General features: G+C 61.3%; 13 protein-coding genes and 1 pseudogene. 8 read left to right on the forward strand and 6 right to left on the reverse strand.

The annotated features are described in order from the left end of the window. Positions 1–29 precede the first annotated feature (29 nt). From ACZ5YV_RS14240 to ACZ5YV_RS14250, 3 genes are all read left to right on the forward strand, one after another. A complete protein-coding gene (locus ACZ5YV_RS14240) occupies positions 30–1,301 on the forward strand; it encodes an alginate export family protein (RefSeq protein ID WP_464789728.1) in 1,272 nt (423 codons plus the stop codon). Positions 1,302–1,510: 209 nt separating this feature from the next. Beyond that, positions 1,511–2,167, forward strand: a complete 657-nt coding sequence (locus tag ACZ5YV_RS14245) for an enoyl-CoA hydratase/isomerase family protein (protein WP_464789729.1) — start codon at positions 1,511–1,513, stop codon at positions 2,165–2,167. A gap of 34 nt (positions 2,168–2,201) precedes the next feature. Next, a protein-coding gene (locus tag ACZ5YV_RS14250; protein ID WP_464786945.1) for an IS630 family transposase occupies positions 2,202–3,145 on the forward strand; the annotation gives its coding sequence in 2 pieces (ribosomal slippage) (positions 2,202–2,537 and positions 2,540–3,145; 942 coding nt in all). Here the strand turns inward: ACZ5YV_RS14250 and ACZ5YV_RS14255 are convergent. The 3 genes from ACZ5YV_RS14255 to ACZ5YV_RS14265 all read right to left on the reverse strand — a co-directional run bounded on the left by ACZ5YV_RS14255 (position 3,142) and on the right by ACZ5YV_RS14265 (position 5,457). After that, entirely contained in the window at positions 3,142–3,381 is a 240-nt protein-coding gene (locus ACZ5YV_RS14255; RefSeq protein WP_464789730.1) for a hypothetical protein, read from the reverse strand. The two genes, ACZ5YV_RS14250 and ACZ5YV_RS14255, sit on opposite strands and share 4 nt — an antisense overlap. 16 nt (positions 3,382–3,397) lie before the next feature. Then, complete coding sequence (fghA, locus tag ACZ5YV_RS14260) at positions 3,398–4,249, reverse strand: S-formylglutathione hydrolase (protein WP_464789731.1); 852 nt, start codon at positions 4,247–4,249, stop codon at positions 3,398–3,400. Between the two features lie 95 nt (positions 4,250–4,344). Continuing rightward, positions 4,345–5,457, reverse strand: coding sequence for an S-(hydroxymethyl)glutathione dehydrogenase/class III alcohol dehydrogenase (locus ACZ5YV_RS14265; RefSeq protein WP_464789732.1), 1,113 nt, complete (start codon positions 5,455–5,457; stop codon positions 4,345–4,347). An 80-nt stretch (positions 5,458–5,537) separates the two neighbouring features. Here ACZ5YV_RS14265 and ACZ5YV_RS14270 point away from each other — a divergent pair. From ACZ5YV_RS14270 to ACZ5YV_RS14290, 5 genes and pseudogenes are all read left to right on the forward strand, one after another. Further along, positions 5,538–5,748: pseudogene (locus ACZ5YV_RS14270) on the forward strand (succinate-semialdehyde dehydrogenase (NADP(+))); the annotation flags it as partial. Between the two features lie 467 nt (positions 5,749–6,215). Then, the gene (locus ACZ5YV_RS14275; RefSeq protein WP_464789733.1) at positions 6,216–6,401 is read left to right on the forward strand and encodes a hypothetical protein; all 186 of its coding nucleotides are present in this window, start codon (positions 6,216–6,218) and stop codon (positions 6,399–6,401) included. Next, on the forward strand, positions 6,391–8,796 hold the full coding sequence (locus ACZ5YV_RS14280) for a TonB-dependent receptor (protein ID WP_464789734.1): 2,406 nt from the start codon (positions 6,391–6,393) through the stop codon (positions 8,794–8,796). The genes ACZ5YV_RS14275 and ACZ5YV_RS14280 overlap by 11 nt, the downstream gene beginning before the upstream one ends. 7 nt (positions 8,797–8,803) lie before the next feature. Next, positions 8,804–10,213 carry an MFS transporter gene (locus ACZ5YV_RS14285; RefSeq protein WP_464789735.1) on the forward strand — a complete coding sequence of 470 codons (1,410 nt, stop codon included), beginning with the start codon at positions 8,804–8,806 and terminating at the stop codon, positions 10,211–10,213. Between the two features lie 33 nt (positions 10,214–10,246). Next, positions 10,247–11,188, forward strand: a complete 942-nt coding sequence (locus ACZ5YV_RS14290; RefSeq protein WP_464789736.1) for a TauD/TfdA dioxygenase family protein — start codon at positions 10,247–10,249, stop codon at positions 11,186–11,188. A 93-nt stretch (positions 11,189–11,281) separates the two neighbouring features. On the opposite strand, the gene ACZ5YV_RS14295 is transcribed toward ACZ5YV_RS14290, so the two are convergent. From ACZ5YV_RS14295 to ACZ5YV_RS14305, 3 genes are all read right to left on the reverse strand, one after another. After that, entirely contained in the window at positions 11,282–12,169 is an 888-nt protein-coding gene (locus ACZ5YV_RS14295) for an MlaA family lipoprotein (protein WP_464789737.1), read from the reverse strand. A 226-nt stretch (positions 12,170–12,395) separates the two neighbouring features. Further along, entirely contained in the window at positions 12,396–13,799 is a 1,404-nt protein-coding gene (locus tag ACZ5YV_RS14300) for a sensor histidine kinase (RefSeq protein WP_464789738.1), read from the reverse strand. After that, positions 13,799–14,482 (reverse strand): winged helix-turn-helix domain-containing protein, encoded by a 684-nt coding sequence (locus tag ACZ5YV_RS14305; RefSeq protein ID WP_464789739.1) that lies wholly within the window; start codon positions 14,480–14,482, stop codon positions 13,799–13,801. The genes ACZ5YV_RS14300 and ACZ5YV_RS14305 overlap by 1 nt, the downstream gene beginning before the upstream one ends. Positions 14,483–14,484: the final 2 nt, after the last annotated feature.

Genomic DNA, 14,484 nt, shown 5'->3' on the forward strand with positions numbered 1-14,484 from the left:
GCCATCGGGAGCAATTTTAAGGGGGATTTATGGGTAGAATTTCATTTCTGTTGTCGGCAACGGCCTTGACTGCCATCGCTGGACCGGCGCTGGCGCAAGACATTGTGTTTAAGCCGATCGTTGAGGCGCGTGTGCGGTATGAGACGGTGGACCAGGATGGTCCTGCGCCGCTGACCAGCAGCCGCGATGCCGATGCGGTGACCGTGCGTCTGCGCGCAGGCGGTGAGATTTCCAAGGGGCCGTTCGCCTTCCTGGCTGAAGGGGAAGGAACGCTGGCGATCGACAAGGATTATAATAGCGGCGTTAATGGAAAAACGCTCTATCCGCTCGTGGCCGATCCGGAAAATGTCGAGCTGAACCGCCTCCAGTTCCAGTATCGCACGAAGCCGTTAGTGGTGACCGTCGGCCGTCAGCGGATCAATCTGGACGATCAGCGTTTCGTCGGATCGGTCGCCTGGCGCCAGAATGAACAGACGTTCGATGCCGTGCGGGTCGAATATATGGGCGTCAAGAATCTGAAGGTCGATGTGACCTACGCGATTTCGGCCCGGACCATCTGGGGCATCGACGGCGGCAAGTTCGGCGCGACCAACCGGCCGACCCAAATCGATGGCGACGATATTTTCGCCAATGTCTCCTACAAGACCAGGTACGGCACGCTGACCGGATTTGCCTATCTGGTTGATGAGGATGAAGCCGTGGCGGCGCTGCGCCGGAACAGCAGCCAGACCTATGGCGCGCGGTTCGCGGGCGCGATGCCGCTGTCAAAGAAGGTGAAGCTCAGCTACCTCGCCAGCTATGCGCATCAAAGCGATTATAGGGGCAATCCTGTCGATTATTCGGCGGATTACGCCGCAGCCGAACTTGGGCTGGATGTCGCTGCATTCAAGCTGACCGGCGGATATGAACTGCTCGGCTCCGATGCGGGCGCGACGGGGATTGCGGGCGGTTTCGCCTTCCAGACGCCCTTCGCAACGCTGCACAAATTTAACGGCTGGGCCGACAAGTTCCTGACGACGCCGGGGACCGGCATTCAGGACTATTATGCGGGCATCGGCTATACCGTACCCAAGGTCGGCAAGGCGGGGCCGCTCGTCGCGTCCTTCACCTATCATCATTTCAGCAGCGACCGGCTGTCGATCCATTATGGCGACGAATATAATGCGCAGGTCACGCTGAAGCTCGACAAGCATCTGAGCGCGCTCGTCAAATACGCCGATTATGATCGCAAGGGTGCCGCCAGCTTCACCGGTGACGCGGACACGAAGAAGTTCTGGGCGCAGATCGACTACGCGCTCTGAACGGATAGCTGACCATTTCAGGCGCGCGACTTCTGGTTCGACCGACGTCCCCCGTGAGCGAGTTTCGTGAAACGTGGGGCACAAGGTTGGCACAGAGCGCGCGCGCAAAACCCGCCAAATTTGGGCGAGACGTGCCCCAAGCGGTAAAGCTCAGGACAAGGTTACCAAAGAATGGTGACAAGGCCGGTCATAAGCGCCATCGGTTGAGCATGTTTTCCATCGATGCCATCGGCCCCGTCGCCCGTATCAACCTCAATAATCCGAATGCGCGCAATGCAATCTCCATTGCCCGCTGGGACGACCTGCATCAGGCGATCGGCCAAGTGGCGGCGTCCGATGCTCGGGCACTGATCGTCCGATCGGCAACGGTCGGCGCCTTCTGCGCGGGCGCAGACATAAGCGAACTGGAACAACTCGCCAGCGATGCGAGCTTACGTCGCCGTTTCCGCGAAGCAATGGCGCGAACATTCGACGCCTTGGCGACATTGCCCATCGCCACGATCGCTGCGGTAGACGGCGGCTGCTATGGGGCGGGTGTAGCGCTGGCACTGGCGTGCGACATGCGCATCGCGGGTGATCAGGCAGCGTTCGGGATAACCCCTGCCAAACTCGGCATCGCTTACCCGGCAGGCGATGTCGGGCGGCTGCGGCGCTTGATCGGTCCCGGTCATGCCGCGCGACTTCTCTTTTCAGGGATGACGGTAAAGGCGGACGAAGCCCAGGCCATAGGCTTGGTGGAGGAACGCGCAGCGAACGCGGGCGACGCAGCGATCACCCTCGCCACCACGATAGCCACCAACTCACGGACTAGAGTCTTTCCGATGTTGAATGAATCGTTGGGGATTTCCAGACGGTTGGAAGTGTGATTCAAGGTGGCCACTGGTGAGGAGGCCAGCATGGATGAGGCCATTATCACAGGATTTGCGGGTTCGGTTTTGTCGGGCTCTGGATCGAGGCATGTCGGCGCGGGGGGCTGCGCGGTTGCTGGAGGTGAGCCCGGCCACGGGGGTTCGCTGGGCGCAGTCATGGCGAACGCGCGGGTCTGTTGAGCCGGGCAAGGTCGGCGGTCACATGCTCCCGTTGCTGGCGCGTGAGCGCGAGTGGTTGCTTGCGCGGATCGAGCAGAAGAAGGACCTGACGCTGCACGAGTTGCTGGCCCAGCTGCGTGAAGAGCGTGGTGTGGTGGTCTGCTGCGACACGCTGTGGCGGTTCATGGGCCGCTTGGGCAAGACGTTTAAAAAAAGACGCTCTTCGCCAAGGAACAGGACCGGCCCGACGTCATCCGACGCCGCAACCGCTGGCGCTGGGTCCAGCGCTGGGTAGATCCCAAGCGCATGGTCTTCATCGACGAGACCTGGGCGAAGACCAACATGACCCGCACCCATGGCTGGCATCACCGGGGCGAGCCGCTGATCGACAAGGTGCCGCATGGCCACTGGAAGACGCTGACCTTCATCGCTGGCCTCAGGCATGATGGCATCGTGGCCCCTTGCGTCCTCGATGGCCCGATAAACGGCGAGAGCTTCACCGCGTGGGTCGAGCAGTTCCTGATCCCCGCGCTGGAACCCGGCAGCATCATCGTGGTCGACAATCTCGGCAGCCACAAAGGCAGCCGCGTGCGCAAATTGCTCAAGGCGGCGGGCATCAGGCTGTTCTTCCTGCCGCCCTACTCGCCCGACCTGAACCCCATCGAGGAGATGTTCTCCAAGCTCAAGCGTCTGCTCCGCAAGGCCAACGAACGCACCGTCGAGGCAACATGGCGACGCATCGGAAAACTGCTCGACCACTTCCCGCCCGCAGAATGCGCCAATTACATCCGTGGAGCCGGATATGCCTCAATCTAAGTCAGAAAGACTCTAGCGTCGCTAGCCTCAAACGTATCCTTACTGACGATCCCATGGCCGATCGCCTGTTCGATGACGCCTTCGATGGATCCGATTTCCAGGTCGGCGTGGCCGCCTTCCGCGCCCGTCGGAGGCCCGATTTCTGAGCGGAGCGGGAGCCAATTGAGACGCCGACCGCTTTCCATCTTGACTGCCTTGGTACGGATCGCGGCGGCGTCGGACACAGCGCCAGCCACTGACTCCATCCGTTGGTCATTTATGAAAAGCCAGACGTGAAGCGTGCCAATGGAGATGATCCGTCATGAAGGTGGAAATGAAATAATAGCTGTGATCATAGCCCTCGCGCATGTTGAGGGTGAGATCGATGTTCGCTGCGGCACAGGCGTCCTTCAACAGATGCGGGCGCAGTTCCTGATCCAGAAACGTGTCTGCTCCGCCTTGATCCACCAGCAGCGCGCTGACCCTGGCGCCGTCCTCGATCAAGGCTACTGCATCATGCTTTCGCCAAGCGTCGCGGTCGTTGCCGAGATATCCTGACAAAGCCTTTTGGCCCCACGGAACCTGACTTGGGGCAACGATGGGTGCAAAGGCAGAAACTGCCGCATATCGTTCCGGGTGATGCAATCCGATGGTCAAGGCGCCATGGCCGCCCATCGAATGGCCCATGATCGACTGCCTGGTCATGTCGGCGGGGAAATTGTCCGCGATCACTCGCGGCAGTTCGTCTGTAATATAGGACCACATCTTATAATGGCGGTTGTAGGGCGCTTCGGTCGCATCGACGTAGAAACCCGCTCCAAGGCCGAAGTCATAAGCCCCCGCCGGATCGTCCGGCACATCATCGCCGCGCGGCGATGTATCGGGCGCTACGAAGATCAGGCCAAGATCAGCGCATGCGCGGCGAAACTCGCCCTTTTCCGTCACATTTGCGTGGTTGCAGGTCAGCCCGGACAGATACCAGACAATGGGGAGCTTTCGCCCTTCCGCCTGTGGCGGAACGAAGACTGAAAAGGTCATCGCCGTTCCGGTCGTGCTCGACGCGTGCTTGTACACGCCTTGCACGCCTTCGAACGAACGGCTCGCGCTGACCTGCTCTATGCCCATTGGTCAGTGCCCGCCGGATAGCGAAAAGGGGGCGGCGCCGCCATCGTCGGAGATTACTGCCATCTGGATATTCCGCTCCCTTTGAAGCTGTGTTTTCAGAAAAGGACCACGGACCTGATGCTTTCGCCCGCGTGCATGAGGTCAAAGCCCTTGTTGATTTCTTCGAGCGTCAGAAGATGCGTGATCATCGGGTCGATCTGGATCTTCCCGTTCATGTACCAGTCCACGATCTTGGGAACATCGGTCCGGCCCTTCGCGCCGCCGAAAGCTGTCCCTTTCCAGACCCGGCCGGTGACGAGCTGGAACGGGCGGGTGCTGATTTCCTTCCCCGCTTCAGCCACGCCGATGATGATGCTTTCACCCCAGCCGCGATGGCAGCATTCCAACGCGGTGCGCATGACTTCGGTGTTGCCGGTAGCATCGAAGCTGTAGTCGGCCCCGCCATCCGTGACCTCCAGGATCTTCGCCACGGTTTCGTCGCGCGACAGTCCCTTGCTGTTGATGAAATGGGTCATGCCGAACTTGCGGCCCCATTCCTCCCGGTCGGCGTTGATGTCGATGCCGATGATCTTGCCCGCGCCCACCATCTTGGCGCCCTGGATCACATTAAGGCCGATGCCGCCAAGGCCGAAGACGACAACATTCTCGCCCGCCTTCACCTTTGCGGTGTTGACGACCGCGCCGACCCCGGTGGTGACGCCGCAGCCAATATAGCAGCTCGACTGGAACGGCGCGTCCTCCCTGATCTTCGCCACCGCGATTTCCGGCAGCACGGTGAAGTTGGAGAAGGTCGAACAGCCCATATAGTGGAAGATCGGCTGGCCCTTGTAAGAGAAGCGGGTCGTGCCGTCGGGCATGAGCCCCTTGCCCTGGGTGGCGCGGATCGCGGTGCACAGGTTGGTCTTGCCCGACAGGCAGCTTTTGCACTGGCGACATTCCGGGGTGTATAGGGGAATGACGTGATCGCCGGGCTTTACGGACGTTACGCCTGAACCGACCTCCCGAACTATCCCGGCTCCCTCATGGCCCAGGATCGAGGGGAAGATGCCTTCGCTGTCGAAACCATCGAGCGTGTAGGCATCCGTGTGGCAGATCCCCGTCGCCATGATTTCCACCAGGACCTCGCCAGCCTTTGGTCCTTCCAGGTCCAACTCCACTATCTCGAGGGGCTTTTTGGCTTCGAAAGCGACGGCGGCGCGGGTTTTCATTCGATTTCCTCGATCCGAAATGACATAGCGCCTCTTAGCACTAGGCCAATAAGGCGATAATAGGGTTTTTCCTCAATGCCCTGCTTTGCAAAGAGAAAACCTTTGGCCCCTTCGCTGGTCTGGTACGGTTCCAAAGCAAGGCTGAAGCCATCGCGCTGACTGATCTCGACGGAGGTCGCGCCATTCGGCGGCGTCAAGGAATGGGGCCTTGGGCGCGAAGGCTCCCACTGGGGCATCGATAACCATGTTGAATTGAAGTTGATCTGCACGGGCATAAACAGCCCCTTCTGAACGCAGACGGCGCTGCGCGGTATTCTCGCGACATTCGCGGTGCGGACGCGACACTTGAAATTGGCGGGCGAAAAGCAAAACTTGCCTTGAGCTATAATCTCTATCGGTTATGTAGAGATTGTACACGGAGCGGTTGGTCGTCGCTCCAGGATTTGCGAATATACCGACCCGCGGCTTTTGAAGGGGTGCAGCTTGCTCCGCGTCAACAACGGCTAAAGCGCGCGATGCTAAGGCGACCACGCCCGGGATCGTGTTCTCCCCCCAGGAGAATAGACGATGCATAGATATCCGACGAACCATCATCCCAATAGCGTCCGGCCGCTTGACGCGACAATGTTCGGGCGTCGAGCAGGGACGTGTCGAACCTGCTGACCTGAAGAGGTCCATCCGATCCATTCAGCGGAGCATTACGCGCATCCGCACTTGATCGACGAGCGCATCGCCTGCGCTGGCCGAAAGGATGAGCCATGGCCACGAACAACAGCGAAGCCACGTTTCGTGGCGGTGAGAAGCCGCGCGTCTATCCTGTTTCCTTGCAGCAGGCTGCCGCCGCGATCTTCGACGTCACGCCGTTCGGTGAACACGCCGGGGCGCTTCTGCCTTCGCCATCAATCCACTTCGAAAATCCGACAGGGAAAATCAGTGAATCATAAGAATCGATCAAAGGGGTTATTCGCCGCACGCCAGCAATTCCTGCTGTCCGTTGCCCTCTTCGGCGCAGCTGGTTGCGGCCCGGCCTTCGCTGGTGAGACGCCGACCTCCACTGCAGCTGCGGAGTCAACCTCGTTCGACGCAGCCGAAAGCGCCGCCGAGATTACCGTCACCGCTCGTCGGCGCGAAGAAGATGCGCAGGACGTACCGATTGCACTCAGCGTGGTGAGCGCTGACACGCTAGACAAGACCGGGAACTTCACGCTGGGACAGGTGCAGCAGTTGGTTCCCAGTCTCCAGATTTTCAGCTTCAATCCCCGCAATACAAACGTCAATATTCGCGGGTTAGGGGCTAATGTCGCACTGACCAATGACGGTCTGGAAAATGGCGTCGGCTTCTATCTCGACAATGTCTATTATGGTCGCCCCGGCCAGTCGCAGTTCGATCTGGTCGATCTACAACAGATCGAAGTTCTACGTGGGCCGCAAGGCACATTGTTCGGCAAGAACACGACCGCCGGTGCGATCAACATCACCAGCCGCGAGCCAACGTTCGCGCCCGAAGCACAAGGTGAGATCAGCATCGGCGACTATGGCTATCACCAGCTGCGCGCTTCAGTGTCAGCGCCGATCATCGCTGATCGCGCCGCTTTCCGTCTTTCGATCGCGGACACCCATCGCGACGGCTTCCTGACCAATTTGCATGATGGGTCGAAAGCGCAGGACTACGATAATTTTTCCATTCGCGGGCAGTTGCTGGTCAAGCCGACCGATACGCTTTCCGTCCGGCTCATCGGCGACTATGCGCACCAGAAGCAGCATTTTGTGCTGAACATTCCCGTTGCCTATTTCGGCGACTATGACAGCGGCGCGACGATCGCCAACAATATTTTCGCCCGTACCTCGCGGGCCGGTTACACGCTGCTACCCGCCCGCCCCTTTGCCCGCGAAGGCGATTCCGACAGCCATTATCAGGCGTTCATGAAAAGCTATGGCGCATCGGGCCAGATCGATTGGGATCTGGGCAAGATCGCGCTGACCTCGATCACAGCCTATCGCTGGTGGGACTGGAACCCGGCCAATGACGGTGACAGCACCAGCCTGCCGGTGATGACCAAGGCGGAGCAGGCCAACCGGCAGCGCCAATTCAGCCAGGAATTACGGCTTGGTTCAACCGGCAGCAACGTTATCGACTGGACTGTGGGGGCCTATTATTTCTGGCAGACGATCCGGGGATATGGCGCTTCGGCCTATGGATCGGCCGCGCCCGACTGGTTCGTTCCCGCCGTCAACCCGGTGGTATCCAACGCAGCGCTCAACGGTTTTGAGGCGCGCAGCTATTCGGAGCCGACAACCAAAAGCTACGCGTTGTTCGGACAGGCGAGCTGGAACATCAGTGAGGCGCTAAGCCTGACCGGCGGCCTTCGTTACACCCATGAGGACAAGAGAGGCGTCTTTCGCCAATGGTGGGTCGGAGGGGCCGATCTTTCGACCCTGTCGGCGGCCGATGCCGCAGCCGCGATCGCTATCCGCAACCAGTTCAATCCGCGCACCAGCTACGCCGCCGCGACGAAGGACGACAGCGTGTCGGGGCTGGCAACGCTGAGCTGGAAGGTCGCGCCCGATGCCCTTGTCTATGGCAGCTATTCGCGCGGCAACAAGTCGGGCGGCCTTAACCTTACCAACATACCGAACGGGGCGGTGCCGGAGGTAAAACCGGAAACCGTCGACAGCTACGAACTGGGCTTCAAGAGCGCCTGGCTGAACCGCACCCTGACACTTAACGCCGCCGCCTTCTGGACCGAGGTCAGCGATTACCAGACCGCGATTACCCAGCCAAACGTCATTGGCAACTTCGTCCAATATATCTCCAACATTCCCAAGGTGCGCTCGCGCGGGATCGAGGGCGACCTGACTTATGCTCCAAACAAATGGATCAGCCTGACGGCTTCGGGGTCTTATATCGACGCAACTTATCGCGATTACAGAAACGCCCCTCAGGCCCCCGAACGGAGCGCGGCGCTGGTGCCGACGCAGGATCTGACCGGCGTGCAGTTGAGCGGCATTCCCAAATTCACCTACACGCTGGGCGCGGACCTGGCGCAGCCGATCGGCGGGGGCGGAACAGAGATTTACGGCCATGCCGATTTCTCGCACCGGTCCAGCTTCAACACCTCGTCCAGTAACAGCCGCTATGCGCAGGTGCCTGGCTACGGCCTGCTCAACGCCCGCATCGGCATCCGCGCCGATAGCGGTCTGTGGGACATCAGCGTCTGGGCGCGCAACCTGACCGACAAGCAGTATTTCCAGGCGCTCAATCCAGGCGCGTTCGGGTTCGTCACCGGCACGATCGGCGACCCGCGCACCATCGGCGCCACCCTCAAGACCAAGTTGTGAGGTTCTGATGGCTACCGCATTTTCCTACGCCGCGCGGCATCGTCCCGTTCGGGCCGCACCCCAAGATGTGAAACGCGTGAGCAGCTGGCGGCTGGCGGGCTTTGCCTCGCTGTTCGTGCCGATCACGGCGGCTCAGATGCCGCTCGCCGTCCATCTGCCCGCGATCTACGCGCAGCAGTTCGGATTGTCGCTGGCGGTGATTGGCGCGATCTTCCTGGGCGAGCGGCTGTGGGGAGCGGTGGCCGACCCGCTGATCGGCGCGCTGAGCGACCGGACCCATGGGCGCTTCGGTCGGCGGCGGCCGTGGATCGTCGCCGGAGCGGCGCTGTTCGGCGTGTCGGGCGCGCTTCTCTTCTTCCCCGCAGCGTCCTGGGTGTCGCCGCTCTATCTGGCCGCGAGCCTGTTCCTTTTTTACCTCGGCTGGTCGATGCTCCAGATTCCCTATCTGGCGTGGTCGGGCGAGACATATAGCGGCTATCACGACCGTACGCGCATCGCGACCTTCCAGACGGTCGCTGGCTCGGTGTCCCTGCTGGTCGTGCTGATCCTGCCCACGATCCTCGACCAGACCAGCCCCCAAGATGGCGCGCTGAAACTCGCGGCGATGGGCAGCGTGGTGCTCATCAGCCTGATCGTCTCGCTGGTACTGACGCTGCGCAGCCAGAGCGAAACGCCCGCAGCGCCCTCCCAGCAGATTCGCCTGTCGTTTCGGGAAACGATTGGAGCCCTGTTTGGCCACCCGCTGCTGCGCCGCGTCCTGCTTTCGGACTTCGCAGTCACGGTGGGACAGAGCATCCGCAGCGCCCTGATCGTGTTTTTCGTCACTCACTATATGGGCCTGCCTCAGTGGGCGAGCGGCCTGTTCCTCTTTCAGTTCGTATTCGGCATCGTCGCTGGCCCGATCTGGGCGCAAATCGGCTATCGCATCGGCAAACATCGCGCGGCAGTCGCAGGCGAGCTGGTGCAGGTCGCGATCAATGTCGGGCTGCTACTGGTGGTGCCGGGCCAGATCGGCCTCCTGCTGGCCCTGACGCTGGCACAGGGTCTGGCGCAGGGATCAGGCAATCTGATGCTGCGGTCCATGGTCGCCGATATCGCCGACGAGCATCGGCTTCGTTCCGGCAAGGATCAGACAGCGCTCTTCTTCTCGGCTTTCAGCCTGTCGTCAAAGGCGGGCATGGCGGTAGCCGTGGGCATCGCCCTGCCGCTCGTCGGCTGGCTCGGCTTCGATCCCAGAGCCACGACCAACACGCCCGAAGCGCTGCACGGCCTGCTCGCGGTTTTCGCGCTCGGTCCCGCCATTGCCCATCTTCTTTCCGCCTGGCTGATCCACGGGTTTCCGCTGGATGAGGCCGCTCACACTGAAATTCGCCGCGCGCTGGACGAACGCGACCACGCTGCCCAGCCCGCCGAATAACCTTCCTTCTCATCACCCCCAAGGAGACATGACATGACTGACCAGATTCACAATTTCATCAACGCCAAGGACACCGACAGTCCGCTGGACATCGTTCCGGTCGCCGGTCGCATCGGCGCGGAAATCAGGGGTATCGCCTTGTCGGGCGACATAGATCCCGTGACACTGGCTGCGATCCGCACCGCGCTGGTGCGGCACAAGGTCATATTCTTCCGTGATCAGGATCAACTGACGGACCAGAGGCATGAGGATTTCGCCGCCCTGCTGGGCGACCCGGTCGCGCATCCCACTGTGCCAGTGGCGGAAGGATCGCGCTACCTGCTCGAACTGGACTCGAAGGAAGGCTATGCCGCGTCGAGCTGGCATACCGACGTCACCTTCGTCGAAGCCTATCCCCAGGCGTCGATCCTGCGAGCGATCACCGTTCCGCAGGCGGGCGGCGACACATTATGGGCCAATGGCGCAACCGCCTATGAGGAGCTACCCGAGGCACTGAAAACATTGGTCGATGGACTGTGGGCCGTGCATTCCAACAAATATGATTATGCCGCCGCTTTTGGCAGCAAGGACGCCAAGCGTTCCGAGGAATATAGCAAGATCTTCGCATCGACCGTCTATGAAACGGAGCATCCGGTAGTGCGGGTTCATCCCGAAAGCGGTGAGCGCAGTCTGTTGCTCGGCCATTTCGTGAAGCAGTTTGTCGGCCTGAACCCGGCGGATTCACAGCGGCTGTTCGCCGTCCTGCAGGATCACATCACGAAGCCGGAAAACACGGTTCGCTGGCGCTGGCGGGCAGGCGACGTCGCCATCTGGGACAACCGATCGACGCAGCATCGCGCCATCGCCGATTTCGGGTTGCAACGCCGCACGTTGCGCCGCGCCACGGTGGCAGGTGATGTGCCGGTTGCGATCGACGGCCGCAGCAGCCGGTCGGTCAGGATCGAAAAGGGGCCTGAAGCCGTCGCGGCCGAATGATTTTCCTCGCCGGGGGTGGCATGCTGCCCCCGGCGCCCTTCAATTTGTGACGCGATCCAGGTTGATCGGTATCGAAGATCAGCAGAGCGCCTGTTATTGCGACGCCGTCCCACCTTCTCCCATCTGTCGCCCATAAACCGGCACCACGTCATTGCTCGCCCGACCGTGCAACGCCTCGATCTCCGCCTTACGCTGCTTCAGATACAGCTCGCGATACGCCGCATAGGGGTCATCCTCCTTGCGGATTTTCTGGACGGTATCGTCAAAGGCCGCGCGCTCGCCAAGCTGGTTCAGGATCGTCGCCGGAATGACGTAGGCAGGCTTTGTGAAGGGCTTTCCGATCAGGAAGGGCACCGCCATTTTGTCCACCGTATCGCCGATGATATCGCGTAACGTGGTCGGCCCGACGATGGGCAGATACATATATGGCCCCGGGCCTACGCCATAAAAGCCAAGCACATTGGCGAGACCGTTGGGCCGATAGGGCAGGAAGAAGGGCTTGCGCTTGGCGACGTCGAACAGGCCCGCGACCCCAAGCGTCGTGTTGATGGTGAAGCGCCCCACCGTTTCCACCGCCTTGCCGGGCTTCAGCTGGAGCATATAAGCGGCGAACACCACCGGCTCCTGCAAATTGGCGAAGAAGTTGCGGAAGCCCTTCCGAACGGGCTTGGGCAGCCCCTTATTATAGGCTTTCGCCATGGGCTCGACCACGGCCTTGTCAACCGACTGAACCGCTTCAAAGCTTTTTGCATTGAGATGCTCAAGCGGGTCGCCAGGTGGAGCTCGATCTGCGCCAGTCACCACGATGTCCGTGGGCTGTTCCTCCGCACCGTTTTCCGATTTGGGAGCCAGAGATATGTTCAAGGCTGCCGCAGCGCTTGCCACATCCACCGTCGGCGAGGCCTCGGGTGGCGGCGCGTCGACCGTTGCCGCCTGTGCGCCCATCATCAACATTCCCGCGGCGATGCCCGGCAGCAGCATAGTCTATCCTTTGCAGCGGCCGATCGCCACATTCGGCTGGGCCATCGAAGTCCAGATCGCGTCGCGGTTTATCCGTGAGTTGTCCAGCCCCGCGCGGGCTAAATGCGATATGGCGCGCCGTCAATAGATTGATTTTGTGGAAAAGCGGACACCTCCGGGAGCCATTTAGAACCAGGATACCGTCCCGCTCTTATCACTCCCCGCAATCCCAAAGGTGGGGGAAATGCTAAGCTGCCGACGCCGATTGCGCAGCCTCACCGTCAGTCGGCGAATAGGGGAACGACAGCGTGACAAGCAATCCAGGGGCCGCGTCACCCAGCACGAGCGCGCCGCCGTGGAGCCGCGCGACAGCGGCGGCGAGCGAAAGGCCAAGGCCAGCGCCCGCGATGTGGCGGGACAGGTCCAACCGGGCAAAGCGACCGAGGGCGCGCTCGCGATGCTCCTCTGGAACGCCGGGACCATTGTCGGACACCTGGATCAGTATCGATCCGACTTCAGTCCGCGCTGAAAGCCCAATGCGATCACCACCATATTTCAGCGCATTATCGATCAGGTTCGAAAGCGCCTGTCCCAGCATCTCTCGATTGGAAAACAGGAACAAGCCGGGTTCAGCCTCCACGGAAATGGTCACATCCCGTTCGTCCGCCAAGGCACCGTACATGTCCTGAAAATCATAGAGCAGCGCAGCGACATCGACCGGCATGAAACTGTCCCGGCCTATCCCGGCTTCGGCCCGGCTGATGAGCAGGGCGGTGTCCAGCATTCGCAGCAGCGTGTCGCTTTCCTCGACCGCGCGTTCAAGTGCGCTGACGCTGGCCTCATCGTGACTTTGCTTGACCGCGCCGTCCAGCACGGCGCGCAACCGGGTGAGCGGCGACCGCAGGTCATGGGCAAGGCCGTCGGTCACCAGACGCAGTTCATCGACCAGCCCGGTAATGCGGTCCAGCATGGCGTTGATCGCCTGACCCAGCGTATCGAACATGTCTCCGCTGCCGGTCAGGGCAATGCGGCGTTCCATGTCGCCTGTTTTCACCGCGCTTGCCGTATCGGCCACGGCGTGCAGGCGCCTCCGCATGATGGAGGCCGAAAGCCAGGCGGCCCCGGCAGCCAGCGGGACCGCGATCAAAACAGCGCTCAACAGCGCGGCTTCCAGATAGCCGCCGAAACGCAGGTCGCTTTCCACCACATGGCCGGTCAGCAGGCGCGTGCCATCGGGAAAGCGGGTACTGACGATGCCCATGACCTGCGGATCGCCATGCTGGCGGGGCGCGTGCAGCAGGTTCACCAGACGCCAGGATTCAGCCGTGCCGACATGATCCGGCCATTTATCAAGATTGCCTGCGATGCGGCGTCCGTCCGGCCCCATGAGCAGCAGGATGGAATCGCCGACCGGATCGGCGGCAATGCGGCTGCGCACCGTCGCCCCGGCGGCGGCTAGTCCGGCGGCGGCGTAGGTGGCCGATATATCGTCGCGCAGGCCGACCGCGATCTCGCGGCTGGCGTGGTTGACCGACTGGCTGGTGAAGCGATGGACCGCCCACAGCGACACCAGAACGCAGGCGATCTGCATCAGGAAGATCAGCAGGGCAAAGCGCCAGATGACCGAATAGCGCCAGCGCATGATGCGCATCAGCCATTCTCGCTCAGGCGATAGCCCGCGCCGCGCACCGTGTGGATCAACGGCGCCTCGCCATCTTCATCGATCTTGCGCCGCAACCGGCTTATATGGACATCGATGACATTGGTGCCGGGATCGAAATGATAATCCCATACGCCCTCAAGCAACATGGTCCGCGTCACGACCTCGCCTCTGTGGCGCATCATATATTCGAGCAGGCGGAACTCGCGCGGTTGCAGGTCCACCGACCGGCTCCCCCGCATGGCTTTCCTTGAAAGCAGGTCCACTTCCAGATCGCCGCATGTCAGCCGCGTTTCGGCCTGCCCTGCCTTCCCCCGCCGCAACATGATCCGCAGCCGCGCCAGCAATTCGGCGAAGGCAAACGGCTTGGCGAGATAATCGTCCGACCCACTGGTCAATCCCTTGACCCGTTCGTCAGCCGTCGCGAGCGCGGACAGGATCATGACCGGCGTCTCGATGCCCGCCGCTCGCAACGCCGCGAGCACGGCCATGCCATCCATGCCAGGCAGCATTCGGTCGAGGATGATCGCGTCATGGCTTGCCTCTGTAGCCATGAACAGTCCCTCCCGCCCGTCCTCGGCGCGGTCGATGGTGAAGCCCTCTTCGGCAAGGCCCTTTGCGATATAGTCGGCCGTCGTGGCATCATCCTCGACGAGCAGCACTTTGTAACTCATGG

The sequence above is a fragment of the Sphingobium sp. TomTYG46 genome (assembly GCF_055396345.1).

Coding starts and splice junctions, on each gene's coding strand:
- ACZ5YV_RS14300 (WP_464789738.1), bottom strand. CDS start 13,799: ATGCGCATCATGCGCTGGCGCTATTCGGTCATCTGGCGCTTTGCCCTG.
- ACZ5YV_RS14245 (WP_464789729.1), top strand. CDS start 1,511: ATGTTTTCCATCGATGCCATCGGCCCCGTCGCCCGTATCAACCTCAAT.
- ACZ5YV_RS14240 (WP_464789728.1), top strand. CDS start 30: ATGGGTAGAATTTCATTTCTGTTGTCGGCAACGGCCTTGACTGCCATC.
- ACZ5YV_RS14265 (WP_464789732.1), bottom strand. CDS start 5,457: ATGAAAACCCGCGCCGCCGTCGCTTTCGAAGCCAAAAAGCCCCTCGAG.
- ACZ5YV_RS14295 (WP_464789737.1), bottom strand. CDS start 12,169: ATGCTGCTGCCGGGCATCGCCGCGGGAATGTTGATGATGGGCGCACAG.
- fghA (WP_464789731.1), bottom strand. CDS start 4,249: ATGGGCATAGAGCAGGTCAGCGCGAGCCGTTCGTTCGAAGGCGTGCAA.
- ACZ5YV_RS14275 (WP_464789733.1), top strand. CDS start 6,216: ATGGCCACGAACAACAGCGAAGCCACGTTTCGTGGCGGTGAGAAGCCG.
- ACZ5YV_RS14290 (WP_464789736.1), top strand. CDS start 10,247: ATGACTGACCAGATTCACAATTTCATCAACGCCAAGGACACCGACAGT.
- ACZ5YV_RS14305 (WP_464789739.1), bottom strand. CDS start 14,482: ATGAGTTACAAAGTGCTGCTCGTCGAGGATGATGCCACGACGGCCGAC.
- ACZ5YV_RS14285 (WP_464789735.1), top strand. CDS start 8,804: ATGGCTACCGCATTTTCCTACGCCGCGCGGCATCGTCCCGTTCGGGCC.